This window comes from Rhizobium aethiopicum, assembly GCF_014197535.1.
Lineage (GTDB): Bacteria > Pseudomonadota > Alphaproteobacteria > Rhizobiales > Rhizobiaceae > Rhizobium > Rhizobium aethiopicum_A.
In genome coordinates this window covers 1-26,619 of record NZ_JACIFV010000010.1, presented here as the reverse complement: position 1 = coordinate 26,619, position 26,619 = coordinate 1, and the positions used below count along the sequence as shown (strand labels likewise).

Sequence of the window (26,619 nt, the reverse complement as noted above, 5' to 3'; positions counted from 1 at the left end):
CGCGCCGAAAGGGCAGGTTAGGGCGCGGGCATCGCAGGATGGCCGGTTCCTTCGCGGTCGCCGTTCGGGTGGGCGCGCCCGCGGGCCTGCCGAAAGGCGACCCTTACCATGCGGCGGGTGGGCCTTCAGCGGGTCGGTCAGGTTTCTTCCCCTGGCGGGGCCGCGGCCCGCCATTCCTCGCGCGGCAAAGAAACCTTCCCTCTGCCGCCCGGCGCTCTGCTGGGCCGCGGCATCAGGCGCCGCGGTTCCGGCCCGTCTGCCGCATGGACAGGGATCGCCGTCAGGCCGCCAGAAGCGCGGCCCAAGCCGACGGAGACCATCATGAACCTTGTCCTTCCCATTGACGACGCCTTCGAGCCCCATCACGGCTCTTCCGCGACCGACCGCTTCATCTACGAGTTGCAGATCTATGGCCATCGCCCTTTCCAGGACGAACCGGACCCGCGCCCGCTGCCAGAGGAGCCGGTCGTCGAGTCGGCGCTGACCGCCATGTTCGCCGCCCTATTCGAAATGCTCGGCGACACCCGTCTGGAGCCCGATCTCGAAGACCTACTCTGGTCGACGGTCAACCTCTTTCATCGCGCCGGCGAGCGCATCCAGCGCGAACTTCAGCGCAACGAGGATGGTCAGCGCGATGGTCAGCGCGGGCAGGACGGCTCGGAGGTAAAAAGTGTCGAGCTGGAACGCCTCGTTGCCGAAGGCGTCACGCTGCTCGAGCGCCGAAACGCCTTTGAATATATGCGCGATTTCTCGGCCGACATATTCGAAGCTCAAACAGGCTCGGCATGGCGGCCGCGAACCGGCTCCAAGGTCAACCACGCCAACATGACCGCGGCGATGATCGACTCTCGGGACTTTCTTTCTGCACGCCGGCGCGCCGAAACAGAGGTCTTAATACCGGCGGGCACCAAGATCGCCTTCTCCGGCGGCATGGAGTACAATGATCATGAATTGATCTGGGCCAAGCTCGACCAGGTCCACGCCAAACATTGGGACATGGTCCTGCTGCACGGCGGCTCGCCGAAGGGCGCCGAACGCATCGCCGCCTGCTGGGCCGATGCCCGCAAGGTGACGCAGATCTTCTTCAAGCCGAACTGGACGAAATACGCCAAGGCTGCTCCCTTTCGTCGTAACGACGAGATGCTCTCCGTCATGCCGGCCGGCGTCATCATATTCCCGGGTTCGGGTATCACCGGCAATCTCGCTGATAAGGCACGCCGTCTCGGCATCCCGGTCTGGCAGGCTGCGGAGGATGGCGCGTGAGCGCCATTTCCAGGAGAGGAAGACGAGCGATGAAGACCGCACACTTCAGATAACTTGTTATCGGCGGCGTAGTCCCTTCGACCATGTTCAGAACTTCGGTCGAGAATGTCCCATCAGAGCTTCATATTCTCTGTCGGCCAATCGCTCGATTGTCCGCAATTGTGCGGGAACATCCATCCGCTCATGCAACACTGCGGCAATGACAAACGTTGCATCGTCAACGACAATGTAGACGGCGTAGTGATGCTCGATTTTGTGAACTCGGAAGATTGAACTTCCGACTCGCTCGTCTTTCTTTGTCCTTACGCGGGCATAGGCTTGAGGGATGCTTTCAAATCCCGCCCGCAGCAGCCGGCCATATGCTTTTGCCTGTTCGGGAGACCATTTCCGGGCCGTTTCGCGGATCGCCAGACGATAGTTCTCAAGTGCGGTCGGCAGGATAAGAACGCGAGGAGCCACTAACGCAGCTCTTCGTCCAGTTCGGCGTCGATGGTATCCAGCGCAGAAAGGGGCAGCATCTTTCCGCTCAGGAATTCCTCTTCCGCGCGCAGCAGCGAGCGTATGGCATAGCGGCGATCTTCTTCGCGTGCCATGTCTTCGCGAATAAGGGCGCGCACATATTCGCTCGGCGTCGTATACTGGCTCTTCCCGTTGGCGCGCATATCAACGAAGGCGCGCATTTCATCGGGCAAGCTAACATGCAGGCTGCTGGTCATGGCCACGCCCTCCTTGTTCTGATTGCTGAATTGTTCTGTATCCGCATCGCGATGTCAATATTTGACATCGAGTTCAGTCTCGTATTCCGGTGGGCTCTGAGCATGGCCCGACTGCGCAGTCACTCGTGGATAGAGGCCATATTTGAGGCGATCGAGATGATACCGCGGTCGTTTGAACCTGGGGCGGGTTGGGCCGTGGCAGCGACAGGACCGACATATTCGCGACCGAGCAGCAAGCCGTGGCCCATTTTCTCGGTCCCACATCGGAAAACTCAGAAAGGCTCCAAACCCACTGCGATGCCGCCGGTCATCACCTGATTTCCCGTTAATATCGCGCCAATCGCCGCGCAAGGGATCCGCCAGCCGGCACTGCCGGGCGTGCCGTTTGAAATCCGGTATTCGGCCTCGGAGCGACAGCTCCACACGGCATTGCACATGGCCCGGGCTCGATGCGATTGCTGCGGGGGTTCCGCTGGGCCGGTGTAGGATTGCGCAGCTGGCACGTGCTTCCCGCTTGTGGTGACCGGGACGGGCGAGATCTTGCGCAGAATGGTGGCGGGAATTTCAAGCCCGCCTGGCTCTCTCACAATGCGCGAAGGGCTGTCGTGATGGTTGTACCCGCCTTCGGTCGCAATCGAGGACCATTCCCGTTCCTGTGTCGCCTTTCTAAGGGACCGGCCGCCATCAACGTCAACCCGCAAGGGGTTCCCCTGCGCTGGCGCTCCGGTGACGCCTGCGGCTCGGCCCCTTCTTCGGGCGCCATCGGGAATGGTCCCGAGCAACCGAAGGAGACATACCATGGCTACCACCATCGCAACCCTGACCGCCAAGACCGACGGCAGCCTTGAAGGCATCTTTGCGACCATCCGGGTGAACGCCCCGATCGCCATCGTCCCCAACGCCAGCAAGGCAAGCGAGGACGCACCCGACTACCGCATCATCCACCGCAAGACCGGCTTCGAAATCGGGGCGGCGTGGAACCGCATTGCCCGCCAGACCGGCGAGGAATATCTCTCCGTCAAGCTGGAAGCCCCTGAGATCGGCGTGATCTTCGGCAATGTCGCCCAGGCGCCTGGTGGTGACCCCGGCAAGAAGGTCATCCTCTGGAACAGCCCGAACTGAAGAGCAAAGCGAGCGGCCCCGAGCAATCGGGGCCAGCTTCGCCGTGTCTCGTTTGTCACGCGCGGTATCGGCAGTGAACGCGCGCATCGAGCCCGCTTGTCACTTCTCCTGTCGTGCCACACGAGACCAAGGACTGTCTGCTCAGATACTTGAAGTCTGCCGTGAGGCTCGTGCCGCCTCAAGGACTTCGCGGCCCCTCCAATTTTCAGCCGGCGCCCTGAAGGGCACCGTCAGAAAATCGGTTCCTCCGCTCGCCGGCTCCGCCGGTCGCTGACGCGATCCTTGACCCGGCCCGACCCCCACGACCCCGGGGCGTCATCTTTCACATCATTCAGGAGATGACGACGATGACGATTGCACTCGAAATTCAGATTGAAGAACTGCGCGCCGAACTCAGAAACGCCGATCCGGCCGAGCGTCGCCAGATCGAAGCGGAGCTGGAGATCGCTCAGGCCGAACTGACGGTAGCGATCGCCGAACAGGAGGGCACCATCGATGCCGCGCCACCCTTCTGAGGGCGGCGTTTGCCTTCTCGCCTGGGCCGGTACGCCGGATCGACCGGCGCGTCGACCCGAAGCTGCGCTTCACATCAATGATTACCGGCAGGGATCAGGACGGCTTCGGCTGACAGCCCAGACCATGGGTTCACGTCTGACATTTGTGTTCGGTCTATAGCCACGTGCCCGTTTCATACGGAGAAGATCGAGGAACATCCTTACTGCATCTTCTTCCCTGTCGAAGTGATGCACCATGGCCTGGCCGGCCGTTCCGATGCGTCCCCATCGCCGCGTCAGGCAGGGCGTGCCGAACAGCGTCGGTTCGATCGCGAGCGCATAAAAGCGAGCCATGTTTTTCGTCGCGTCCGTGCGTTCGATGTAGAGCTGATAGGGTTGAGCGAGCATGAAGGAAGCATCGCTGGTTCCAGCTTTTGCGTCCAACGACACTTGTGAATCGGTCGGCCCACACCGATTCATTTTCGTGATGATCATCGAAGGTGAGGATCGTGGATTTGGGCGAACCGGCCGATGGCCGGCCGGGTGCTATTCGCTTCGCACGGAGCCCACGGTCTCCCCTCCGGTTACGCCCCCTTTCTTGCGAGATGATATGAGCGAATCGATCGGCCGCGGGGCGGGGGTTCTATCCTCGACACTTCCTGCCGGCTCACGCCGGAAGCGGTCGCGTCCCCTTCGGGTCCGCGGGTCTTCTTCTCTCTGACGTCCTATTTTACTCCAGCAAATCCGGCGTCAAGGACGGCGCGGTCTCCCCCAATTTTTCCGCCGCTGCGTTTCACTGCGCTCTGGAAAAATCGGTTCCCCCGCTTGCAAGCCGCGTTCCGCGGTCCTTGACCCCTCTTTGCAACAGAGGGGCCGATCTCCGTCATCAAGATGAAGGAGATCACATTATGACAACCGATCAGAACCTCATGCTCTACACCAAGCTTGCCGGTTTCCGGCTCGTCGTCCTGGCAAACCGCTTCGGTTGCGACAGCGGTTTCTCGCGCGAGCTTCACGATCGCCTGATTGAAGGGCTCGACGCGGCAATCGCTCGGATCCACGTCATCATCGAATTGCAACGAAGTGTTCTCATCGGGGACGATGAATTCGCCGAATATCAGTTGGAGGGTGAAAACGAGATCTTCGGGCGCTTCACCATCAATCTGCTGGACGATCTCGAATGTGATTGCGACACGCACGAATTCCGCGTCAACGGCGGCGATTGGGTGAACGCATGGGCTGCCGACGACACCGGCGTCGAAACCAACTATCCCAAACTCGTTGCGCTGATCGAGGATGAACTCGGTTCGCTGGCGCCGATCATCAAGGATATCATGAGGGAGACCGGTATTCCGATTAATGCGGGACGCGTCGTATAAGTGGAAGCACCATCTCACATACTGAGAGGCGACAGACGAGGTCGCTCTTATTTGACGACATCCGCCAGCGTTGCGAGTTGAGTAACGAAAGCAACAAAGTTTCCCAGCAATTGCGGAATTATTGTAAATGCTGTATTTAACAACAATACGGCAACAAAGGAACCAAACAAAGGAAGCCATATGTCCAAATCGAGGGGATCCTATTCAACCAGCGATCTCTCACGCAAGTCCGGCGACATCATCGCCGAGGCACTTCGTCATCCGGTGACGATCACCCAGCGGAATAAACCCCGTCTGGTCCTCCTCAATATCGAAGATTACGAGCGGCTGATGAAACAATCGGACCGGCGTACCGTCGCGACCATCGAAGCGATGCCCGATGAACTGTTTGCCGAGTTCGAAAACGCTGTCGAGACCTATGCCGCCGAGGACGAGGCAGGCCGCTCATGAGCTACGAGCTGATCCAGACCGCAAGCGTCATCTTTACCTATGGGCGCGAGAGGCTGGACGTGGGGAAACGGAAGGACGCAAGGAGCGGCCGGTCGCAGTCGGTGTGAGAATGCCGCGGCCGGACGGTGATCTGGTTCTCTTCTTTCCCATCACCACCAAGCAGCCGGAGGCATCGCGGTTCGCCGCGGAAGTGCCGGCGATCGAAAAGCGCCGTGCCGGCCTCGATGCCGATCGCAGGCTTTGGATCATCTTTGATGAGTTCAATACCGATATCGTCGGAAACTCATTCTATGTTGAATCCGAGCCGCCAACCGGCCGCTTCAGCAAGGCTTTCTTCATGCCGCTGCTGCGCGAGTTCATCAGTCGCCGCAAGTCGGCCACGGAGGTCAGCCGATTCCGCTGAGTCTCGCTTGCAATAGCCTCGTCGCCGCACAGCTTCGATCGTCACTGCACCGGTTTGACGAAACGATTGACCTTGGCCGCCCGATCCATCTCCTTTCGCCGGAAATAGATTGCGCGACCGCAGCGGATCGGACTATGCCCCTGGACAATGATGATCTGTTCGTCCTTGCGCATCGACTGGGTGATCTCGTGCGGCATGATCAGTGGCCGGCGCTGGAAACTGACGCTTTCCGATTTCCGCGATGCGTTGTTCTTGGTGTCCCAGCCGATGTTGCGGGAGCTGCCCTTCACCTCCACCGTCATCTCGCCGCATTGCGCCGAGACGTTGCGCGCCGTGTCCAGCGCTTTGATCGCGGCATAACTCGCAAAAGCGCAGCCATCGATCCATGACGTGGCGCCATCTTTTCCAAAGTGCCGCTCCAGTTGCCCGACCGACTGATACATCAGCATCATCGAGACACCGTACTTGCGGCCGCGGTCGCGCGCTTCTTCGAGCACCCGCATGTAGCCGAGCAGATCCACCTCATCGAGCATGAACAGCGCCCGGCGCTGGAAGGCGCCATCGGCCTGCACCATGGCATTGATCAGAGAACCGATGATGACGCGCGCGATACCGGGATAGGAGCGCAGGATCGACGCCGGGATGTTGAGGAAGACGTCCTTCTTGCCCGAAACGATGTCACTCGATTTGAAGGCATTGCCGCAGACGAGCGCGGCATAGCTATCAAGCGACAGCCACTGCGTATCCTTCGATGCTGTGGAATAGACGCCGCTGAATGTCTGCTCAGTCATGTTGGTGAAGACACCGAGCGTTTCGCGGATGAAGGCCGAAGCGGAATGCTCCTGAATATCGCGCAGCATGGCGAGCACCGAGGGCTCCGGCTCGGAAACGATCTGGCGGAGACTGCGCAAGCTTCGCCGTCCCTCATATTCGGGCGAGAGCATCACATGGGTGAGCAGACCGGTCAGGAGGTTGTGCGCCTGGTTCTGGAAGTAGGATCCTGTCGAGCTTTCGAAGCGCAGGCTTTCCGACAGCAGCATATGCGCAATGCCGACAATGTCCTCTTCCTTTTGGCGTGAGCTCTCGATCCCATCGAGCACGTTGAAGCCCATGATCGGGTTCGCCGGATCGAGCACCATGACCTCGCGGTCGAGCACGCGCGTTCGGTGCTCGACCACCATTGGCGCGACCTCGGTGGACGGGTCGAGGCAGATCAGCGGCCCGCTATAGCGCAGCGCCGTCGGCACCACGTTGCTCGTCGTCTTGTATCCACCCGACCCGGCAAAGAACAGCATGTGGGTGGAATCGAAGTCCTGTTTGTAGGTGAGCAACGAGGCCTTGCCGCCTTGCCCCCAAGTGGCTCGATCGTTTGGATCGAAGGGCAGCTCGTGGACGATTTCCTTGTCGACCCGGTAGCGCTCGCCGATGACGATTTCGCCATCCGGCGGAAAGAGCTTTCCAGTAGCAGACATCGAAAGCCAGTCTGCGTCCCCGAAGGTTCCGCGCTTGGCGCGCGTCACCGGCTCGGGTACCGCGGTCGAAATGCGCGCGGCCACGGCCACCGCCATGAAACCCACCAGCACACCGATGACGACCACGACATCCAGATAGGAAAGCGCTTGGTTCCAGGAGACCGCGCCGCTTTCCACGGACGGGGCGAGTCGGCCATATTCGCGCAGCGCGTAGAAGCCGGCCACAGCCAGAAAGCTGACGAGGCTCGCCATTGCCACCGGCTTTCGCCGGTGCAACGGCAGAGCCCATACCGTCAACAGCCCTGCGAGCGGCCCGAACAGAAGCGCCGGCACGGGTGTGGCCCGCAGGAACCAATATTCCGTCTTGCCTGATAGGCCAGCGGCCAGTTCCTGCCAACGCCAGCCGACGAGATAGGAGGCAAAAGCAATGATGGCGATCGGCATCAGAATGAGCAACAGGCTCGGATGCAGTTTTGCTCGCGTGGTCATTCTGCCGCCTCCGCGATGCGCCGCGAACCGCCGTCGAGCTTGGGGATCTTGAATGCCTCCTCGCCGATATCGCGCAAGCGTCGATACTCCGATGAGCCCGGGGCGATTTTTGCCAATTCCAGAAAGCCGCCGAGCAGGAATGCCCGGTCAGCCATCGTGAGTCCCGCCTTGACGACGAGGCCGCCGAGCAAAAACTTCTCGCGCGCCTCATGCTTGCGATCAGCCGTCATGAGCAACCTCCGCCGCCGCTCCAGTGCCGCCAGTTGCTGGTCGACGCGGCGAAACGAGTGCGCGATCAGTCTCTTTCTTCTCGCCTTTGCGAAATCGAGCCGCGATCTCCTCGACGAGGCGATCGACCTCCTCGTCGGTGATCTCCATTTCCGCCAGCCCCGACTTCGTCGCGGCCCGCGCAAAACGCTCGGCGGACTTGGCGATCATCGCGCGCCGGCGCTCGCGCAGCTTCTCGATCTGGGCGTCTATGTCGGAGATCGATGATTTTGTGGCCATCTTTGAATTTATCCTTCCTAAAAACAACATCAGCGGCCAGATTATACTAACTAGAATAAAATAGTTAAATAGGCTATTTTGCATCGACCTCGAAAACGTCGCAGCCGGAATTCCGGCCAGGCCACGTGTTCCGGAAAAGCGGCATCGGCCCTTTGGTCCGATCGGTTTGAGGGCGCAATATACGTCGCTGCCGCGACGTGCTTGGAAGGTGTGCGGAGCCGCTGTGGCAATCATGTTCGTCAGAGCGCAGGTGATCAGCAGGGGAGCGGGGCGCAGCATCGTCTCGGCCGCCGCCTATCGCCATCGCGCCCGGATGCTGGACGAACAGGCCGGCACGTCCTTCAGCTACCGGGGTGGGTCGCGGGAACTGGTGCATGAGGAGCTGGCATTACCCAATCAGATCCCGGCTTGGCTGACGGCGGCGATTGGTGAGCAATCCGTTGCCAAAGCGAGTGAGGCGCTTTGGAATGCGCTCGATGCTTTCGAGACGCGGGCGGACGCTCAGCTCGCCCGCGAGCTGATCATCGCATTGCCGGAGGAATTGACGCGAGCCGAGAACATCGCGCTTGTCCGGGAGTTCGTCCGGGACAGCTTCACCTCGAAGGGAATGGTGGCCGACTGGGTCTATCACGACAAGGACGGCAACCCGCATATCCATCTGATGACCACGCTGCGTCCGCTGACGGAGGACGGCTTCGGCCCGAAGAAGGTTGCTGTTCTTGGCGAAGACGGCAAGCCGCTGCGCGTCGTCACGCCGGACCGGCCGAACGGCAAGATCATCTATGAGCGCTGGGCCGGCGACAAGGAAACCTTGAAGGCCTGGAAGATCGCCTGGGCGGAAACAGCCAACCGGCATCTGGCGCTTGCCGGTCATGAGGTCCGGCTCGATGGCCGCTCCTATGCCGAACAGGGTTTCGACGGCATCGCGCAAAGGCACCTCGGGCCGGAGAAGGCGGCATTGGCGCGAAAGAGGAGGGAGCTCTATTTCGCGCCGGCCGATCTCGCCCGCCGGCAGGAAATGGCCGACCGGCTGCTGGCAGAGCCGGAGCTGCTGCTGAAGCAGCTCGGCAACGAGCGCTCGACCTTCGACGAGAAGGATATCGCCAAGGCGCTGCACCGCTATGTCGACGATCCCTCGTACTTCGCCAACATCCGCGCCCGGCTGATGGCGTCGGATGAATTGGTGATGCTGAAGCCGCAGCAGCTTGAGGCTGAGACCGGCAAGGCGGTCGCGCCGGCGGTGTTCACCACGCGCGAGATCCTGCGCATCGAATATGACATGGCGCGCTCGGCTGAGGTTCTCTCGGAACGAAAGGGCTTCGGTATCTCCGGTGCCCAAGTGGCCGCCGCTGTTCAAAACGTCGAGACCGGCGATCCGCAAAAGCCGTTGAGGCTTGATGCGGAGCAGGTCGATGCCATCCGCCATGTCACCGGCGACAGCGGCATAGCGGCTGTTGTCGGCCTTGCCGGCGCCGGCAAGTCGACGCTGCTGGCGGCAGCCCGCCTTGCCTGGGAAAGCAAAGGTCACAGGGTGATCGGTGCAGCGCTTGCGGGCAAGGCAGCGGAAGGCTTGGAAGACAGTTCCGGCATCAAGTCGCGGACACTCGCATCCTGGGAACTGGCCTGGGCCAATGGGCGCGGCACGCTCCACCGCGGTGATGTGCTCGTCATCGACGAAGCCGGCATGGTGGCCTCGCAGCAGATGGCCCGTGTGCTTGACATCGTCGAGGCGGCGGGCGCGAAAGTCGTTCTCGTCGGCGACGCCATGCAGCTACAGCCGATCCAGGCGGGTGCTGCCTTTCGGGCGATCAGCGACCGCATCGGCTTTGCCGAGCTTGCCGGCGTGCGCCGCCAGCGCGAAGAGTGGGCGCGTGAGGCCTCGCGGCTCTTTGCCCGCGGCGAGATCGAGAAAGGTCTCGACGTTTATGCCCGGCATGGTCACCTTGCCGAGGCGGGCACGCGCGCGGAAACGATCGACCGGATTGTTGGCGACTGGAGCCAGGCGCGCAGAGAGGCGATCGGTCGATCGATCTCCGAGGGCAGGGATGGTCGGCTTCGCGGCGACGAACTGCTCGTGCTTGCCCACACCAATGACGATGTCGGCAAGCTGAACGAGGCGTTGCGTGCGGTGATGGCCGGCGAGGGTGCGTTGAGCGAGAACCGCACCTTCCAGACGGCACGCGGGGCGCGGGAATTCGCCGTCGGCGATCGCATCATCTTTTTGGAGAACGCCCGCTTTCTCGAGCCGCGGGCCAGGAGGTATGGTCCGCAATACGTCAAGAACGGCATGCTCGGCACGGTCATCTCCACCGGTGACAAACGCGGCGAAGCTCTAATGTCGGTTCGACTCGACAATGGCCATAAAGTCGTCTTCAGCGAAGACAGCTATCGCAATGTCGATCACGGCTATGCCGCAACGATCCACAAAGCCCAGGGCACCACCGTCGAGCGCACCTTGGTGCTTGCCACCGGCATGATGGACCAACACCTGACCTATGTGGCGATGACCCGTCATCGCGATCGCGTCGATCTTTATGCGGCAAGCGAGGATTTTGAGCCAAAGCCGGAATGGGGACGCAAGCCACGTGTCGATCATGCCGCCGGCGTGACCGGCGAGCTTGTCGAAACCGGAGAAGCAAAGTTCCGACCTGATGATGAGGATGCCGACGACAGCCCCTATGCCGATGTCAGGACCGACGATGGAACCGTCCATCGGCTGTGGGGCGTGAGCCTGCCGAAGGCGCTTGAGGAGGGTGGCGTCTCAGAGGGCGACACCGTTACCTTGCGCAAGGACGGCGTGGAACGGGTCAAGGTGCAGATTGCCGTTGTCGATGAAGAGACAGGCCACAAACGTTACGAGGAGCGGGAGGTCGACCGCAACGTCTGGGCGGCCAGGCAGATCGAAACCGCCGAAGCGCGCCAGGATCGCATCGAGCGGGAAGGTCATCGGCCGGATCTGTTCAAGCCGCTCGTCGAGCGACTATCGCGCTCCGGCGCCAAGACGACGACGCTCGATTTTGAAAGCGAGGCCGGCTATCGGGCCCATGCAGAGGACTTCGCTCGCCGCCGCGAGTTCGATCATCTCTCGCTGGCTGCGGCCGAGATCGAGGGGGACATCTCGCGGCGCTTTGCGTGGATTGCCGCAAAGCGACAGCAGGTGGAAAAGCTCTGGGAGCGGGCAAGCATGGCGCTCGGCTTTGCGATCGAGCGGGAACGGCGCGTCTCCTATAGCGAGGTGCGAACTGAATCCCACCCAACTGAACCCCAGCCCACCTCGGGCGCGAACGCCGGCAAAGCCCATTCTCTGATCCCGCCGACCACCGACTTCGCCAGAAGCCTCAATGAAGATGCGCGGTTGGCGCAGTTGTCATCCCCAGTGTGGAAGGAACGGGAAACGCTGCTGCGACCGGTGCTGGAAAAGATCTATCGCGATCCGGATGGCGCACTTGTCGCCCTGAATGCGCTTGCTTCAGAGGCCGGCACCGAACCCCGCAGGCTCGCCGACGATCTTGCCGTGAGCCCTGATCGGCTTGGCCGCCTGCGTGGCTCCGAGCTGATCGTCGACGGACGCGCGGCGCGGGAGGAGCGAAATGTCGCTCTGGCGGCTGTGACGGAATTGCTTCCCATGGTTCGCGCCTATGCGACCGAGTTCCGCAGGAACGCCGAACGCTTCGAGCTCAATGAGCAGGCGCGTCGCGCGCATATGTCATTGTCGATCCCGGCGCTCTCCGAAGGCGCGACGGCCCGTCTCCTGGAGATCGAGGCGGTGCGCAACAGGGGACGGGACGATGCCTATAAGACAGCCTTTGCCCTTGCCGCGAAGGACCGCACGGTTGTGCAGGAGATCAAGGCTGTCGGCGAGGCACTGACGGCCCGCTTCGGCTGGAGCGCTTTCACCGCAAAGGCGGATGCGGTTGCTGAACGTTATATGGCCGAGCGCATGCCGGACGATCTAACGGCTGCCCAACGAGAAAGGCTGATCCACCTGTTTGAAGCCGTCAAGCGTTTTGCCGAGGCGCAGTATCTGGCCGAGCGCCAGGACCGCTCGAAGGTCGTCGCGGCGGCCAGCGCGGTGACGAGCAGCGAGTCAGGGAAGGGGCGAGGCAAGGAGAAGGTGACCGTGCTGCCCATGCTTGCCGCTGTCACCGAGTTCAAGAGTGCAGTCGACGACGAGGCACGATCGCGAACTCTCTCCGCTCCCCTTTACCGTCAGCAGCGTGCGGCACTGGCGAACGCGGCAAGAACGATCTGGCGTGATCCGGCCGGCGCTGTCGGCAAGATCGAGGAACTGATCGTCAAAGAGTTCGCCGCCGAGCGTATTGCTGCTGCGGTGACCAATGATCCGGCCGCTTATGGCGCCTTGCGCGGCTCGGGTCGTTTGATGGACAAAATGCTGGCTTCCGGCCGGGAGCGGAAGGAGGCGACCCGGGCCGTGCCCGAGGCGGCCAGCCGGCTGCGCTCTCTCGGGACCGCCTATGCCAATATCTTCGATGCAGAGCGCCAGGGCATCATCGACGAGCGCCGGCGCATGGCGGTTGCTATTCCCGGCCTGTCGACGGTGGCAGAAGAGGCGCTCGTGCGTCTGACCGCGGAGGCGCGGAAGAACGGGCGCAAGCCAAGTGTTTCGGCCGGTCCTCTCGACGCGAACATCCGCCGGGAGTTCGACGACATCAGCAAGGCGCTCGACGAGCGCTTCGGCCGCAATGCCATCATCAGCGGCGGCAAGGATCTCATCAACCGCGTGCCAGAGGCGCAGCGCCAGGCCTTTGCGGCAATGCAGGAGAGGTTGAAGGTCCTGCAACAGACAGTCCACACGGAAAGCAGTCGGCAGATCCGCGCAGAACGGCGTCAGCGTGCTCCTCACCGCATCCGCGGCATCGATCTCTAAAGGTCGCTGAACAACCGGCAATCGACGCTTGTTGCCTGCTCGCTTTCGCGCTGGGATGTCGCGGTCTCCTCTGTGCTCAGGTGTTTGAAGACTCTCACCCAGAAGCTGAAGTCACCGGAGCGGCCGTCAGCGCGCGCGCCTAAAGCGCACCACGCCGCCGCCGTCTTCGCATTGGGTCCGTAAAGCGATCGAGCAGCATGACTTGTAACTGCGATATCTCCATCACTCCAAATATCAGGCGTGGCCGCGGCGGCGCAACCGAGCGGATAGTCTTCGAATCTTTCGCGCATAGAAAATGCCCCGTTACCGTCCGGAAACAGGTGATCAGAATATGCCGGACGTTGATCCCATCGCATGGGCCACGATCACGTGCCGTCCCTGGCTATGCGCTACGGCGCGAAATTCCTCGCGCCCTCAACATTATGTTGTAACAAAATGAAAAGGCAAGTTATAAAAAAACTCGGAATGAGAGTGCTTTCGCGATTCTTTGATGCCCTTACGAGGCAATGTGCGTAATGTGCCAATCAGTATGACGAATTCTGACGACCAATTTGTGGTATCAAAACTTGTCGCGGTGAGGGCCCCAGATTGCGAGGCCGATCGATGAGCGAGCTTTTGATAATCGTATCTCAAGATGCGGACTACTATTTGATGCTCTCACACATTTTGGAGGAAGCAGGATACACACCAATCCTCATTGATGTTCCGAGCGAAGCCGTGCCGGCAGCGGCGGAGCGCGACGCCGCAGCCATCATCGTCGACTGTCAGCCGGGCTCGCAAATCCTGGCTGATATCGCCTTCAGCCTAAAGGAAAAGGCCAGCGGTGTTATTCTCATCGCGCTTGTCGCCGAAAAGACCGCCTATCTCGACATCCTGAAGGCCAACGTCGATGAGAGCTTTACCAGGCCAATGCGACCGCAACGCCTCCTGTCTTATCTGAACAGTGTCATAGGTGGTTCCTCCGACAAGACGTCTGGCACCCTGGTTGGAATGTTTGACGATATGAAGTTGGACGCTGGGGGTCGACGTGTTCTGGTGCGGGGCGAGCCGGTCAACCTTAGTCCGATCGAGTTTCGCCTGTTGAGCGCCCTTATGGATAACGCAGGCCGCGTTCTCAGCCGTGCCGAGCTGATAGACATCGCTTGGCCGCAGACAGCATTCGTCGAGCCGCGGACGGTCGATGTTCATATCGGCCGCCTCCGACGGGCGTTGAAGCATGCACTTGGTCGGGATGTAATCCGCACTGTTCCAAAGGTCGGATATGCGATCGATGTCGCCTGAAGCAATGAACCTTGTCTATTCACATCTTCACCAAAAATTTGGAAAAGCTTGCTGTGGCGTTCGTTGTATAAACGAAAAGCTCCCGGTTAACGTGTAATCGATCCAACCTTTGGGAGCACAACATGCAAGAGGCTGATTCGGGCGTAAGCTCGCCCACTATATCCCATAGAAACACCGCCAGCTTGATCAGGCATGCCGGACCTCATTTCGCGGCGGCCCATCTCGACGGCCTCATGGCGCTTTATGTCAATCCGTCGCACGGTCGGGCGGTAACGCTGCCAATTTCGGAGAGTCGATCGCAACCCCTCGTCGACTTCGTTCGCTGCTCATATCTTGGGCTCGACAATCATCCTTCAATCGTCGAGGGTGCGATCGAGGCCGTTCGGCGTTATGGAACACTGCACTGGTCCTGCGCCCGGACACGGCTCAATTTTGCGGCCTTGGGAGATCTGGAGGATGCTCTTTCCGATCTTTTCGCGGCAAGGGTCATCACCTACACAACGGTACTTGCCGCTAATATGAGCGCCCTTCCACTGATTGCGTCCGGAGTCCTGACCGGCGGCAAAAAACCGGTGATGGTGTTCGATCGTTATGCCCATGCGACGCTTGCCTTCAACAAGCCCGTCGTTGCCGAGGAATGCGAGGTCCGCACGATAGGCCACAATGATGTTCACGCGCTTGAGGACATCTGCCGTCAGAATGAGACGGTCGCCTATGTCTGTGACGGGGTCTACTCCATGGGTGGCTGCGCACCGATCCAGGAATTGCGCGACCTTCAGGAGCGGTACGGCCTTTTCCTTTATATCGATGATGCTCACGGCATATCGCTCTTCGGAGAAAGAGGCGAGGGCTTTGCCCGTTCGCAGATGCCCGAGGGTCTCGGAGAGCGGACGATCATTGCGGCCTCACTCGGCAAGGGCTTTGGCGCCTCAGGCGGCATGCTGATGCTTGGAACGTCGTTTCAGGAAGAAATCTTTCGCCGCTTTGCTCTTGCGCACGCCTTTTCGGCCTCGATCAATGTTGCGGCGATTGGTGCCGCTCTCGCCTCCCAGGCGATCCACCGCATGCCGGAACTCGGCGTGCGGCAAAAGGCGCTTGCAGAATACATCTCTCTATTCGATGAACTGGTGCCGACCGCGCAGGCGGGGTCACGACTGCCCATCCGGACCATCGTCGTCGGTGACGAGCTTGCGGCAATCGGTGCCGCGAGAGTGGTGCTCGACGCCGGTTACTATACATCGGCTATCTTCTTCCCGACGGTAGCCAAGGGGAGGGCAGGACTGCGGATATGTCCGACCGCCGGCCACACGACCGCGGAAGTGCGCGGCGTCTCTGCCGCCATCAATCGTGCCCTGAAGGGCTAGCGACCGGTCTCCGCATCCCCGGGCGCTTCTCGCCCGGGGATGACGTGTCATCGGATCCAAGCGTTCCAGCGCTCGAGCATCATTGCGGCGTTTTCATTGATCCATTTGGCGTCCGGAATGACGATGTAATCTCTGATATCCTTATCGCTTGGAAGCGCCGCACGTGCGGCCGGCGACATTAATCCAGTCGCCTTACGACTGGGCGGGGTGCAGAGGAGTTCCTCACAGACCCTGGCCTGGGCCTCCGGATGATCAAGCCAGTAGCCGACCAGCTTCTCCGCATTCTCCCGGTTCGGCGCGCCCTTGATGATGGTCAAGCGATCACCGACCAGAAAAGAAGCCTGCTTGGACCAGGCGATCGGGCGTCCCTCAGCCTTCAGAGTATTTGCGCGTGTCAGCCAGATCTGCCCGATGCTGTAGTCGCCGTTGCGAAATCCCTGAACGCTCTGATCACCAGTCTTCCACCACAGCGATATCGCAGGGCGGATCTCGTCAAGCTTTTTCAGTGCGCGGTCGACGTCTAGTGGAAAGAGCTTGTCGCGCGGGACGCCATCGGCCAGCAGCGCGGCAGCCATGACCCGCCACGGATCGTCGAAATTCGGAAACGAGCGGCCGCCGGGATACTTTGTCTGGTCCCACATGTCGGCCCAGCTCGAGGGATTGCCTTCCTTGAAACCGGTTGGGTCGTAGGCCATGAGCGTTGCGGTCGAAAAGAGCCTCGCGCCCGAACCGACACAGGCATCCTCAACGAGGTCTGGCCGGCCGTCGAAAGGCTTGCAAAACTCGGCCAGGTCTTCAGATGTCAGTCGATGCGCTTCAGCGCTCGCCTGGATCTCGCCATCCGGGTAAAGGTCCCAGGTCACATTGCCGGTCTTGACCATGGCCGCAGCTTTCGCCCGCATCTCGGCATTCGTTGCTGCGATAGAAACAACCTTGATACCTGTCTCTTCGGTGAACGGCTCGAACCAGAATTTTCGCAGCGCAGCATCGTAGGCGCCACCGGTGGTCGCGATGACCACCTGTTCCTCGGCTTGCGTCGCGCCTGCACCAGCTATCATGAGGCAAGCCGCAAGCAACAAACGCTTGATTTCGATTCGATTTTTCATCGCGTACTCCTCTGTCCCGATGAATATGGCCACGTTAATCCTCCCCGCGGCCTGTAAGGAGATGGATGGAGCCCATGAGGACGAGCGATATCGCGACGAGCAGCGTCGAAACCGATGCAATGACCGGGGTGAGATTGAAATCGATATCCTCGAACATTTTGCGGCTGATCGTTTTGCCCCCGGTATCGGAGATGAAGAAGGCAACCGTCGCCTCGTCGAATGACGCTAGAAAAGCAAAAACCGAAGCAGCAGCAACCGCTGGCGAGATGTTTGGAAGCACAATGCTGAAGAAGGCGCGGCTCCGGCTTGCCCCGCAATTCAGCGCGGCAAGCTCAAGCGACGGGTCGAAGCGTTCGAGTGCCGCGGATACGGTGATGATGACGTAGGGGACCGAAAGCACGGTGTGCGCGATCAGGAAACCAGCAAAATTGCCCGTCAGGCCAAGCGGCGAGAAAATCAGATAAAGCGCAACACCGAAGACGACATGGGGGACAATCATTGGCCCGAGCGACAGCGCCTGCAGAAGGGCCTTTCCCGGCAGATTGCCGCGAACGAGCCCGATAGCGGCCATTGTTCCGATTGCCGTCGAAGCGATGGTTGTCGACAGAGCAATCTTCAGACTGAAAATCGTCGCCGCGCGCCAGTCCGGATCGGAGAGAAATTCGCCATACCAGCGAAGCGTCAGGCCTTTCGGCGGGAATTCGATATAGCTGCTATCATTCAGCGAAATTGGAATAACGAGTAGCGTGGGCAATATCAGGAAGAACAGGATCGCGCCGATCAGAAGTCCCCCGAGAAGCTGCAAGACTGCCTGGCCATAAGGTCGATGGCTACTGTTGACGCGAGAGGCGGTGAACGAGGCGGGGCTTATGGGCTCAGTTGACACTGTTCATTCCCTTGCTGATGGAAAGGGCTCTGCGGAACGCAAGGACAAAGACGAGGGTTGTGGTAAGGAGGACTGTCGCGAGCGCTGCGGCGAATGGCCAGTCAAGCAGGACGATAGTTTGCTGGCCGATCAGCGTTGCCATCATCAATGCTCCCGGTCCGCCAACGAGTGCCGGCGTGATATAAAAGCCGATCGCCAGAATGAAGCACATGACGCAGCCGGCAAAAATTCCAGGCAGGCTGAGCGGCAAGGTCACGCTCATGAATGCGCGCATGGAGCCGGCGCCGAGGTTGCGGGCGGCCTGCATATATTCGGCAGGAATAGTGCGAAGAGCATTGCAGATCGGCAGGATCATGAAGGGCATCAGGACATGTGTCATCGCAAGGATGACGGCGCCCTCGGTATAGAGGAGCTTCAAAGGGCTGGTGATGACGCCGGTTTCGATGAGCAAGCCATTGACGATACCGCTTCGCTGCAGCAACACGATCCAGGCGTATGATCGCACCAGCACTGAGGTCCAGAGCGGCACGAACACCGCCGCCGCGACGATCATGGCAATCTTGCCTTTGGCGCGTGCCATGAGAAAGGCGACCGGATATCCGAGAAGCAGGCTCGCCACAGTGACAATCGCGCCTGTCTGCAGCGTTCGAAGCAGGACGTCGATGTAAAGCGGCTCGGAAACGATACGGCGGTAATATTCGAGCGTGAATTCCGGCGCCATGACGCTCAAAGAGATAAGCCGGCCGATCGGATAGAGGAAGCCTCCGGCGAGCAGGAGGATCAGCGGCGCAATAAGAAGGAGCGTCAGCGCGTGCGAATAGCGGCGGGCCGAGTGCGAGAATAGCCAGCTTGCTGAAACGGTCGGTGCGAGTGCGAGATTATCGACGGTCATGGTCATCTCATGCCTCCGCATCGGTAAAGAGCCGTAGGCAATCGCGCTCGGCAATGACATCCACGAGGGTACCCGCCGCAAAAGGCGATCCGGTCCCGTTGGCGGGGACCTGAACCTGAATGATTTCTCCGTTTCCGAAGTCCGTCCGAACGAGATGAAGATCGAAGCAGCCTGCAAAAACCGAAGTTTCGATCCTGCCGGGCAGCGCGTTCTTTCCCCCCGCGCCGCGCATTGCAAGGCCAAGGCGCTCAGGTCGGAGCGCAAGGCGAACACGATCACCGATCCTTGCAGGACCATCGAAACCCGGGGCAGCGCCCGGCGTATCAATGATCACATCGTCACCTAGTCTGATTGTCTGGTTGCCGGCGGTCTCGCCCACGAATTCTCCAGCCAGGAAGTTCATCTTGCCAATGAAGTCCGCAACGAAGGCGCTTTGCGGATTGTGGTAGATGTCCGCCGGGGTTCCGAGTTGTGCGAGTTGCCCCTTTGCCATAACGGCGATCCGGTCAGACATGGTCAACGCCTCCTCCTGATCGTGCGTCACATAGATGACCGTAGCGCCGAGACGCTGCTGCAACTGTTTGATCTCGAGCTGCATGGATTCGCGCAGCTTCTTGTCCAGCGCCCCGAGGGGCTCGTCCATCAAAAGAACAGGCGGTTCGAAGACAATTGCTCGCGCGACCGCCACTCTCTGTTGCTGTCCCCCGGATAGTTCGTGGGGATAACGTCTGGCGTAGTCGCGGAGTTGGACGAGGTCCAGCGTTCGGTCAACGCGTTCGGCTCTGAGGTTCTTGCAAATGCCGCGCATCTTCAGCGGAAAGGCGATATTTTCCGCGACGGTCAGGTGCGGGAACAAGGCGTAGCGCTGAAAGACCATCCCGATATTGCGTCGGTCGGGCGATACGGCCGTCACATCGCGCCCGCCAATGACCAGGCGTCCGGCAGAGGGGCTTTCGAAACCGGCGATCATCGTCAGCAGCGTCGTCTTGCCCGATCCAGATGGGCCGAGGATCGACAGGAATTCGCCTGCCGGAATGTCCAAGGTTACTTCCGCTACGGCAGTCTGGCTGCCGTAGGCTTTACCTATGCGATCGATGAAAACAGGCGCACCAATCAAAACGATATCTCCTCCATTTCGCGTGCTGAGACGCGCATTGAAACCTCCCGGCCTGCTCATGCGGCCAGGTGCTGTCAGTGCTACGCCGAAAAGATCGGCAGTTATTGCGGGCACGGCGTTCCGCAGCCATGACGTTGCGGATATTCACGATCCCGTTATGCTGTCACATTACGTTATCGCTATTCGTATATGTTATTTTTGTTGCAACAAAAATGCGACAATGTCAACGCATGGGGGTCGATTTTGAACGAAAATACAACCGGAGAGGAATCTCCGCCGTCGGAGCAGCAGTCTGGGCGCCTTAGTGACTTCGCCTATTCATCCATCAAGGAGCAGCTCGTACGCGGTGCATACAAACCTGGTCATAAGTTGCCGATCCGCTCGGTTGCTGAAATGCTGCACATTGGTGCAACGCCCGCACGTGAGGCAATCAACAGGCTGGTCTTGGAGGGCGCGCTCGTCATGGCTGGGCCCAAGACTGTTATCGTCCCGCATCTTGATCTACCGGCGCTCTATGAGGTCACTCAGATGCGGATTGCGCTTGAGGGCTTGGCCACTGAAAAAGGCGCTCTTCGCGCGACCAATGACACGATAAATAAGTTGTTGGAACTTCAAGGCAAAATAACGTCAGCCCTCGATGACGGGCGCTATTCTGATGCTCTTCACGAAAATAAGGAATTCCACTTTACGATCTATCGACTGTGTGAAATGCCGCACCTCTTTTCAACTATCGAGGCCCTCTGGTTAAGGGTAGGCGCTTCGTTTCACGATCTTTATCCCGAGTTCGCGGAAGTAAAATACGGTGTGCGCAACCACATGGCTGCCATCGAGGGGCTGGTGGATAAGGATCCCTCTGCAGTTCGCGCCGCAATGGAAAACGATATTCGCGATGGCTTTCGTCGCTTAAAAAAAGCGGCCCAGGAGCGACTCAAGCGGTAATAGCGCGGCCGCAGCATTTTTTTTGTTGCAACTTCTTCGGGTTCATGATTTTTGTTACAACAAAATTGTGAAGGGTCGCGCCGCGACCCGCATCGACCGGAGAAATTCCAATGTTTCATGCTGACATTTTACCCAATGGCCGGGGATTCTCCCGGTCGCGGTCAGAACATTTCTTCAAAAGGGGGCGGCGCGTTTTTCCAACCGGGATAACGCGGGTTACCGTGGATCACGAACCGAGCCCGCTTTACATCTCGCGCGGAGAGGGAGCGTATCTGATCGATGTCGATGGCAACCGGCTCCTCGATCTCAACAACAATTTCACGACGCTGATCCACGGTCACGGTTTCCTTCCTGTCGCCGACGCGGTCGCGGACCTTCTTCACCGCGGAACGTGCTTCTCCAATCCCACCGAACACGAGATCACGCTGGCTGAACTTTTGATCGAGCGCATTCCCGCGATCGAACATATTCGCTTCGTCAACAGCGGGACCGAGGCTGTGATGTTTGCGATCAAGGCCGCCCGCGCCTTCACCTGCCGGCCAGGCATTGCACGGATCGAAGGCGCCTATCACGGTGCTTATGACTGGGCTGAAACGGGGCAGGCGGTATCGCCGGCTATTTGGAATGACCCACTGAGATCGCCGGCTGTACCTGCTTATCGTGGCATGCCGCCCTCGGTTGGTGAGGAGGTGACCGTCATCCGTTTCAACGACGTCGAAGATCTTGAGCGCCGCATCGCCTCGGCAGCCCCGTCACTCGCCTGTATCCTCATTGATCCGATGCCGAGCCGCGCCGGATTGATTGCGCCCGAACCGAGTTTCCTTGCAGCCGTTGGTGCGATCGCCAGGCGATATGGAATCCTCGTCGTTGCCGATGAAGTCCTCAATCTACGGCAGTCCTATATGGGGGCTTCGGCCCGCTATGGTCTGCAGCCCGATCTGGTCGCGGCTGGGAAGATCATCGGCGGAGGTTTTCCGGTCGGGGCAATTGGAGGCCGCGAGGAGGTCATGCGGGTCTTCGCGAGCGACAGCGGCAAGCCGCTGCTTCCGCAAGGCGGCACGTTTTCGGCAAATCCCGTATCGATGGTCGCGGGGCGGGTCGCGATGGAGGCGATGACCGAGACCGCGTTCGCTTCGCTCGAAAGCCTTGGCGACAGGATTCGAGCCGGTCTTCGCAGGGAGATCGAGCGTTGTGGCGCAGCCTTCAGCGTTACGGGGGCCGCATCATTGTTTCGCATCCACCCGAGAGGCAAGGAGCCAACAGATTTCCGCGAGGCTTATCTCGACCCTGAAGAGACGGAATTGATGGCGAGGCTCTCGAGGCATTTCCTCGCGTGCGGCATTCTGCTGCCCAATGGCGCTGCGGCTTGCCTATCGACGGCGATGACCAAGGCTGACGGTGACGCGGTCATCTCAGCCTTCGCAGACTTCCTTTCAACCCTTGAAGCAAATCCAACAGAAGCAGGCATCTAACCATGGCAACTGATGTTTTCACCGTCGCCGAACGTATAGCGCATTCTCTCAAAAGACACGACGTCACCGATATCTTCGCTCAGAGCCTGCCTTCGGCGGTTATCCTGGCGGCCGAAGCAATCGGCATCCGCCAGGTCGCCTACCGCCAAGAAAACATGGGAGGGACCATGGCGGATGGCTATGCGCGCCTGTCCGGGAAGATCGGCGTGGTCGCAGCGCAAAACGGCCCAGCGGCAACGCTTCTCGTTCCACCGCTGGCCGAGGCGCTGAAGGCCAGCGTACCGATTGTCGCGCTCGTCCAGGATGTTGAACGAGATCAGGCTGACCGCAACGCATTCCAGGAGCTCGACCATCTCGCATTATTCCAATCCTGCACGAAATGGGTGCGCAAGGTGATCGTTGCGGAACGGATCGATGATTATATCGATGCCGCCTTCACGGCAGCCGCCTCGGGTCGGCCTGGGCCGGTCGCACTCCTGCTTCCCGCCGACCTGTTGCGAGAGCAGACAGCGCCTTCGCCCTTTCGGCGCCAGGCTGCCCTCGGCGATTGGCCGCTTGATCGATTGCGTCCACGCGATAGCGACATCGAGCGCGCAGCTTCAATGATTGCGGCGGCTCACGCTCCCGTCATAATCGCCGGAGGCGGCGTTCACGCAAGCCGTGCCGCCGGCGAACTTTCGGCGCTACAGAATGAGGCCTCGCTTCCGGTGGTCACCACGAATATGGGCAAAGGCGCGGTCGACGAGTACCATCCCCTGTCGGCAGGCGTTCTCGGTGCTCTCGTCGGGCCGCGGTCACTCGGACGACATACGGTTGCGCTCGTCGAAGAGGCCGATCTCGTCATTCTGGTGGGGACGCGCACCAATCAGAATGGCACGGACAGTTGGCGTCAAATTCCGCGGTCCGCGTCGGTCATCCACGTCGATGTCGATCCCGCCGAAATCGGTCGCACATACGAGGCCGTCAGGTTGGCGGGCGACGCTGCAGAGACAATCCGGGCGCTGCGACGGGAGCTATCCGGCCACGATCTCTCTTACCGGGCATCGAAACGCGATCAGCTGATTGAACGGATCGCCGGATTCTGGTGCGCGTTCGACGCAGAACGTCAATCCGTTGCCCGATCTGATGCCAGCCCGATCCGCCCTGAGCGGATCATGTTCGAACTGCAACAGTTGATGACGGCGGATACGACCGTTGTTGCCGATGCGAGCTATTCCTCGATGTGGGTTGCCGGTCAGTTGCGGGCGCTTTCGCCTGGCATGCGCTTTCTCCTGCCGCGCGGCCTTGCTGGTCTTGGCTGGGGACTGCCGCTTGCGCTCGGGGCGAAGGCCGCCGAGCCGGACAAGCCGGTCGTTGCGATCGTCGGGGACGGCGGCTTCGCGCATAGCTGGGCAGAACTGGAGACGATGGTGCGAAGCAGCCTTCCCATCCTCATTATCGTGTTGAATAACGGCATACTGGGGTTTCAGCGTGACGCGGAGACTGCCAAGTTCGGCAGGTTCACGACTGCCTGCAGTTTTGCGGATGTCGATCATCAAAAAATTGCAGAAGCCTGCGGCTGCCCGGCAGTCCGCATTTTCGACCCCACCGATCTTCCCAGATACCTCGAGCGCGGTCTCTCTGGAGAGGGTCCTCTGCTGATTGAGGTCATGACGGAACCGGGCGCCCATCCGCCGCTGTCGCTGTTTGCGGCAATGGATCAAGCGGCGTGAGCGCCGACGGCAGCCCAGTTGCGGTCATCAGCGGTGGCACGACCGGGATCGGTCTTGCCACCGCGTTTCGTCTGCTCAAAGCCGGCCATCGGGTTGCCGTCTTTAGCCATGGCGCGGCAAGCGTCGCGACCGCTGGCGGCGCGCTTGTCAAGGCTTTCGGACCAGAGCGCTCGATTGCGAGACAGGTAGATCTCCGTGAGCCAGCGGCACTAACGCGTTTTTTCGCGGAAGTCGCCGATATCTTTGACGACCCCGGGATCCTCGTCTGCAACGCAGGGATCTCGCCGAAAGGCCCCAACGGTCCTCTTAACATCTCCGATCTTGCCCTCGAAGAGTGGAACGACGTGCTCACAGTCAACCTGACGGGGGCGATGTTGTGTTGCCAGGCCGTTCTGCCGGCCATGAAGAAAAAAGGCTATGGGCGCGTCATACTCGTCGGTTCTCTTGCGGGTCGGACAAGGCCTCGGATCGCCGGTCCGAGCTATGTGGCGTCAAAAGCCGCACTTTCAGGATTATCCCGCGTTCTCGTCTCTCAATACGGCTCCTACGGCATAACATCGAATGTCGTGGCGCCGGGTCGCATCCTCACGCCACTGACAGGCTGCCCGGAAAGCAAAACCAACATTGACGCGCTCAGCCGTATTCCGGCTGGTCGGCTTGGTGATCCGGATGACGTCGCTGCAGTGATCGCATTCCTTGCGTCGGAAGATGCAGGGTTCGTCAACGGAGCCATCATCGATGTCAACGGCGGCGAGTTCGCGCCGAGTTGAGGGGGGCTGTTCAAACAGAGGGGCGATCGACGTGACTCCTGTCATTCTGGTTTGCTCGCAAGACGCCGAGCTCTATTTGCTCCTCGCGCATATCCTGCGTCGTGAGGGCTTCGAGGCTCGTCTGGCTGCAAGCGACGACGATGTCATGGAAGCCTGCAGATCAGCAAATCTTTGCGCCGTCGTCCTGGATTGCGCGGGTTGGCCGAGCGATATTGCGCTGCTATGTGCCCTTCTGAAGGACGCGGGGCTTCCCGTGGGTGCGCTCATCGGCGGAGATATGCGCAAACAGCATTTGCGGTTGATCAAGGCAGGCCTCGACGAAGGCATCACACGTCCTTTGTCGCCTTCAAAACTCCTCGCTTTTCTGCACGAAAGGAGACAGCACTGGGAGCCTATTGCCCCGACGGTTTTTCCTGCCCTTGCCGATATTGTATTCGAGCCGAATGCTGTCGTCGCTTCAGGCAAGCGCGTTGCGCTTGCGCCGATGGAGGTGAGAATCCTGAGGTTCTTATTGGAAAGGCAAGGACAGATCAGTTCCCGCAAACAGCTCATCGCGGCGGTGTGGCCCGATCCGCACGACGTGGGGAAACGGACAATCGACGTACATATCGGTCGGTTGCGAAGGGCGGTTGCGGACCTCCGCAATCTAAGAATCCGGACGGTGTACGGTGCAGGTTACACTCTTGAAATGCTGGGATGATAGATGCCTGGACGGCCGGATCTCTAGCGGCTCGCGACTGGGTTCGCGCCTCGATCCTTCCGGCTGTACGGCGCTCCTTGTCTCAGTCATCGGCGAGGGCATGATTCGCCCACGGCTGCGGCCTGATCGAGCCTGTTTCGAGCTTCAGAGAGCGCTCAAGGATGCGTAGGCCCGACGCATATTCAAGTTAGCGGCAATCAACTCAACCAGTTTTCGACCTGCAGGGCGCGGACACGCATGAATTCTCCTGTGTTAGCCGTCACCAGAACAGCGCCGAGAGCAGATGCATGGGCGGCAATGAGCAGGTCATTGGGGCCGATAGTCTTGCCTGCGGTCTCCAGTTCAGCCCGGATGCCGCCGTACTCGGCATCGGCGGGTACGTCCAGCGCCAGCACCGGCACGCTCCCGAGGATCGCCTCGATTTGAGCCAGAAGTTTCGGCGATCCCTTCTTGGCGCAGCCGTAGCGCAACTCGGACGCCGTGATGATGCTGACACAGATTACATCCGGCCCAACCTCGCCGATGCGTCGAGTAACGGCGCCCCTCGGGTTCCGAGCAAGCTCGGACACGATATTGGTGTTCAGCATATAAAGCTTGCTCACAGGTCTATTTCCTTCGCAGGAGGCAAGGTTTCGTCGACATCCGGGAACTGATCTTCAGGACCGAGCGCATCTAAACCAGCGAGAACTTCCAGCAGGTTCTTGCGGCGCACCGGCTCGATGATGAGCCGATCGCCGTCCCGGTGGATCATCACGCGGTCTCCTGGCAGCTCAAAGTCAGCCGGGATGCGGACAGCCTGGCTCTTGTTGTTTCGGAAAAGCTTGGCCTCGCGCGGAGGAGCAGGCTCTTGATTTTGGAGATGGGGCACGTTGGACTCCTTGCATATACACATGCATATACTCGGCTCCGATGAAGATTTCAAGCATGTCCAGTTGACGTCGACCTTGGGAAGCATCGGCGAAACAGCGGGATTCAAGCAAACCGCCGATTGGCGGTCTGATAGGCACACATTCGCGCGCTTTCGAGTTCCCGGCCGGTTCCTCCTAGCGGGCTCTCGGCTTTTCACAGCGATCGACGGCATTACAAGGCGTAATGTTATAACTGTCAAAGCTGATTAGGAATGCGACTCTGCCAACCGATTAGAAATGCGACGCTGGCACTGACGCTCAGCCCCCGATCCGACCGGCTGAGCCGGGT

General features: G+C 60.1%; 27 protein-coding genes. 14 read left to right on the top strand and 13 right to left on the bottom strand.

Annotation, left to right across the window (positions count from 1 at the left end):
- Nucleotides 1-321: 321 nt before the first annotated feature.
- Nucleotides 322-1,263, top strand: a complete 942-nt coding sequence (locus GGD53_RS15515; RefSeq protein WP_184457413.1) for a DUF2493 domain-containing protein — start codon at nt 322-324, stop codon at nt 1,261-1,263.
- 87 nt (nt 1,264-1,350) lie between these two features.
- On the opposite strand, the gene GGD53_RS15510 is transcribed toward GGD53_RS15515, so the two are convergent.
- The 3 genes from GGD53_RS15510 to GGD53_RS15500 form a co-directional block, all read right to left on the bottom strand.
- Entirely contained in the window at nt 1,351-1,722 is a 372-nt protein-coding gene (locus tag GGD53_RS15510) for a type II toxin-antitoxin system RelE/ParE family toxin (RefSeq protein WP_184457411.1), read from the bottom strand.
- The gene (locus GGD53_RS15505; protein ID WP_184457409.1) at nt 1,722-1,979 is read right to left on the bottom strand and encodes a ribbon-helix-helix domain-containing protein; all 258 of its coding nucleotides are present in this window, start codon (nt 1,977-1,979) and stop codon (nt 1,722-1,724) included. The genes GGD53_RS15510 and GGD53_RS15505 overlap by 1 nt, the downstream gene beginning before the upstream one ends.
- 272 nt (nt 1,980-2,251) lie before the next feature.
- Complete coding sequence (locus GGD53_RS15500) at nt 2,252-2,680, bottom strand: hypothetical protein (protein ID WP_184457407.1); 429 nt, start codon at nt 2,678-2,680, stop codon at nt 2,252-2,254.
- Nucleotides 2,681-2,777: 97 nt separating this feature from the next.
- Here GGD53_RS15500 and GGD53_RS15495 point away from each other — a divergent pair, with 97 nt between their 5' ends.
- Together GGD53_RS15495 and GGD53_RS15490 are read left to right on the top strand one after the other, a co-directional pair.
- Nucleotides 2,778-3,101 (top strand): DUF736 domain-containing protein, encoded by a 324-nt coding sequence (locus GGD53_RS15495; RefSeq protein ID WP_064709477.1) that lies wholly within the window; start codon nt 2,778-2,780, stop codon nt 3,099-3,101.
- Nucleotides 3,102-3,448: 347 nt separating this feature from the next.
- On the top strand, nt 3,449-3,616 hold the full coding sequence (locus GGD53_RS15490) for a hypothetical protein (protein ID WP_184457655.1): 168 nt from the start codon (nt 3,449-3,451) through the stop codon (nt 3,614-3,616).
- Between the two features lie 81 nt (nt 3,617-3,697).
- On the opposite strand, the gene GGD53_RS15485 is transcribed toward GGD53_RS15490, so the two are convergent.
- The gene (locus GGD53_RS15485; RefSeq protein WP_348647426.1) at nt 3,698-4,090 is read right to left on the bottom strand and encodes a WGR domain-containing protein; all 393 of its coding nucleotides are present in this window, start codon (nt 4,088-4,090) and stop codon (nt 3,698-3,700) included.
- Nucleotides 4,091-4,503: 413 nt separating this feature from the next.
- Between GGD53_RS15485 and GGD53_RS15480 the strand changes: the two genes are divergently transcribed.
- The 3 genes from GGD53_RS15480 to GGD53_RS15470 all read left to right on the top strand — a co-directional run bounded on the left by GGD53_RS15480 (nt 4,504) and on the right by GGD53_RS15470 (nt 5,827).
- On the top strand, nt 4,504-4,974 hold the full coding sequence (locus GGD53_RS15480; protein ID WP_184457405.1) for a hypothetical protein: 471 nt from the start codon (nt 4,504-4,506) through the stop codon (nt 4,972-4,974).
- Between the two features lie 180 nt (nt 4,975-5,154).
- On the top strand, nt 5,155-5,424 hold the full coding sequence (locus tag GGD53_RS15475) for a type II toxin-antitoxin system prevent-host-death family antitoxin (protein WP_184457403.1): 270 nt from the start codon (nt 5,155-5,157) through the stop codon (nt 5,422-5,424).
- A gap of 109 nt (nt 5,425-5,533) precedes the next feature.
- Nucleotides 5,534-5,827, top strand: coding sequence for a hypothetical protein (locus GGD53_RS15470; protein ID WP_210303227.1), 294 nt, complete (start codon nt 5,534-5,536; stop codon nt 5,825-5,827).
- 41 nt (nt 5,828-5,868) lie between these two features.
- Here the strand turns inward: GGD53_RS15470 and traG are convergent, their stop codons facing one another.
- Genes traG through GGD53_RS15455 form a run of 3 tightly spaced genes read right to left on the bottom strand, consistent with a single transcriptional unit; the run spans nt 5,869 to nt 8,295 of the window.
- Complete coding sequence (gene traG / locus GGD53_RS15465) at nt 5,869-7,788, bottom strand: Ti-type conjugative transfer system protein TraG (RefSeq protein WP_184457399.1); 1,920 nt, start codon at nt 7,786-7,788, stop codon at nt 5,869-5,871.
- Entirely contained in the window at nt 7,785-8,018 is a 234-nt protein-coding gene (locus tag GGD53_RS15460; protein ID WP_184457398.1) for a conjugal transfer protein TraD, read from the bottom strand. The genes traG and GGD53_RS15460 overlap by 4 nt, the downstream gene beginning before the upstream one ends.
- On the bottom strand, nt 8,008-8,295 hold the full coding sequence (locus GGD53_RS15455) for a TraC family protein (RefSeq protein WP_184457396.1): 288 nt from the start codon (nt 8,293-8,295) through the stop codon (nt 8,008-8,010). Before GGD53_RS15455 ends, GGD53_RS15460 begins: the two co-directional genes overlap by 11 nt.
- 223 nt (nt 8,296-8,518) lie before the next feature.
- On the opposite strand from GGD53_RS15455, the gene traA reads away from it, so the two are divergent.
- The 3 genes from traA to GGD53_RS15440 all read left to right on the top strand — a co-directional run bounded on the left by traA (nt 8,519) and on the right by GGD53_RS15440 (nt 15,828).
- Complete coding sequence (gene traA / locus GGD53_RS15450) at nt 8,519-13,183, top strand: Ti-type conjugative transfer relaxase TraA (RefSeq protein ID WP_184457394.1); 4,665 nt, start codon at nt 8,519-8,521, stop codon at nt 13,181-13,183.
- Nucleotides 13,184-13,786: 603 nt separating this feature from the next.
- Nucleotides 13,787-14,464: a winged helix-turn-helix transcriptional regulator gene (locus GGD53_RS15445; protein ID WP_184457392.1), complete on the top strand. Its 678-nt coding sequence runs from the start codon at nt 13,787-13,789 to the stop codon at nt 14,462-14,464.
- Between the two features lie 122 nt (nt 14,465-14,586).
- Entirely contained in the window at nt 14,587-15,828 is a 1,242-nt protein-coding gene (locus GGD53_RS15440; RefSeq protein WP_184457390.1) for an aminotransferase class I/II-fold pyridoxal phosphate-dependent enzyme, read from the top strand.
- A gap of 47 nt (nt 15,829-15,875) precedes the next feature.
- Here GGD53_RS15440 and GGD53_RS15435 read toward each other — a convergent pair whose 3' ends face one another.
- The 4 genes from GGD53_RS15435 to GGD53_RS15420 form a co-directional block, all read right to left on the bottom strand.
- The gene (locus GGD53_RS15435) at nt 15,876-16,934 is read right to left on the bottom strand and encodes an ABC transporter substrate-binding protein (RefSeq protein ID WP_184457642.1); all 1,059 of its coding nucleotides are present in this window, start codon (nt 16,932-16,934) and stop codon (nt 15,876-15,878) included.
- A 34-nt stretch (nt 16,935-16,968) separates the two neighbouring features.
- Complete coding sequence (locus tag GGD53_RS15430; RefSeq protein ID WP_184457389.1) at nt 16,969-17,739, bottom strand: ABC transporter permease; 771 nt, start codon at nt 17,737-17,739, stop codon at nt 16,969-16,971.
- A gap of 70 nt (nt 17,740-17,809) precedes the next feature.
- Nucleotides 17,810-18,718, bottom strand: a complete 909-nt coding sequence (locus GGD53_RS15425) for an ABC transporter permease (RefSeq protein WP_184457387.1) — start codon at nt 18,716-18,718, stop codon at nt 17,810-17,812.
- A gap of 1 nt (nt 18,719) precedes the next feature.
- On the bottom strand, nt 18,720-19,829 hold the full coding sequence (locus GGD53_RS15420) for an ABC transporter ATP-binding protein (RefSeq protein WP_184457385.1): 1,110 nt from the start codon (nt 19,827-19,829) through the stop codon (nt 18,720-18,722).
- A gap of 243 nt (nt 19,830-20,072) precedes the next feature.
- On the opposite strand from GGD53_RS15420, the gene GGD53_RS15415 reads away from it, so the two are divergent.
- The 5 genes from GGD53_RS15415 (at nt 20,073) to GGD53_RS15395 (ending at nt 25,422) form a co-directional block, all read left to right on the top strand.
- Nucleotides 20,073-20,768 (top strand): GntR family transcriptional regulator, encoded by a 696-nt coding sequence (locus GGD53_RS15415; protein WP_184457384.1) that lies wholly within the window; start codon nt 20,073-20,075, stop codon nt 20,766-20,768.
- Between the two features lie 110 nt (nt 20,769-20,878).
- Nucleotides 20,879-22,240: an aspartate aminotransferase family protein gene (locus GGD53_RS15410; RefSeq protein ID WP_184457383.1), complete on the top strand. Its 1,362-nt coding sequence runs from the start codon at nt 20,879-20,881 to the stop codon at nt 22,238-22,240.
- A gap of 2 nt (nt 22,241-22,242) precedes the next feature.
- Nucleotides 22,243-23,952, top strand: coding sequence for an acetolactate synthase catalytic subunit (locus GGD53_RS15405; RefSeq protein ID WP_184457381.1), 1,710 nt, complete (start codon nt 22,243-22,245; stop codon nt 23,950-23,952).
- A complete protein-coding gene (gene fabG, locus GGD53_RS15400; RefSeq protein WP_184457379.1) occupies nt 23,949-24,722 on the top strand; it encodes a 3-oxoacyl-ACP reductase FabG in 774 nt (257 codons plus the stop codon). Before GGD53_RS15405 ends, fabG begins: the two co-directional genes overlap by 4 nt.
- 31 nt (nt 24,723-24,753) lie before the next feature.
- A complete protein-coding gene (locus GGD53_RS15395; protein WP_184457377.1) occupies nt 24,754-25,422 on the top strand; it encodes a winged helix-turn-helix domain-containing protein in 669 nt (222 codons plus the stop codon).
- 197 nt (nt 25,423-25,619) lie between these two features.
- Here GGD53_RS15395 and GGD53_RS15390 read toward each other — a convergent pair whose 3' ends face one another.
- Together GGD53_RS15390 and GGD53_RS15385 are read right to left on the bottom strand one after the other, a co-directional pair.
- Complete coding sequence (locus tag GGD53_RS15390) at nt 25,620-26,024, bottom strand: PIN domain-containing protein (RefSeq protein WP_184457375.1); 405 nt, start codon at nt 26,022-26,024, stop codon at nt 25,620-25,622.
- Nucleotides 26,021-26,314 (bottom strand): antitoxin, encoded by a 294-nt coding sequence (locus GGD53_RS15385; protein WP_210303233.1) that lies wholly within the window; start codon nt 26,312-26,314, stop codon nt 26,021-26,023. The genes GGD53_RS15390 and GGD53_RS15385 overlap by 4 nt, the downstream gene beginning before the upstream one ends.
- Nucleotides 26,315-26,619 lie beyond the last annotated feature (305 nt).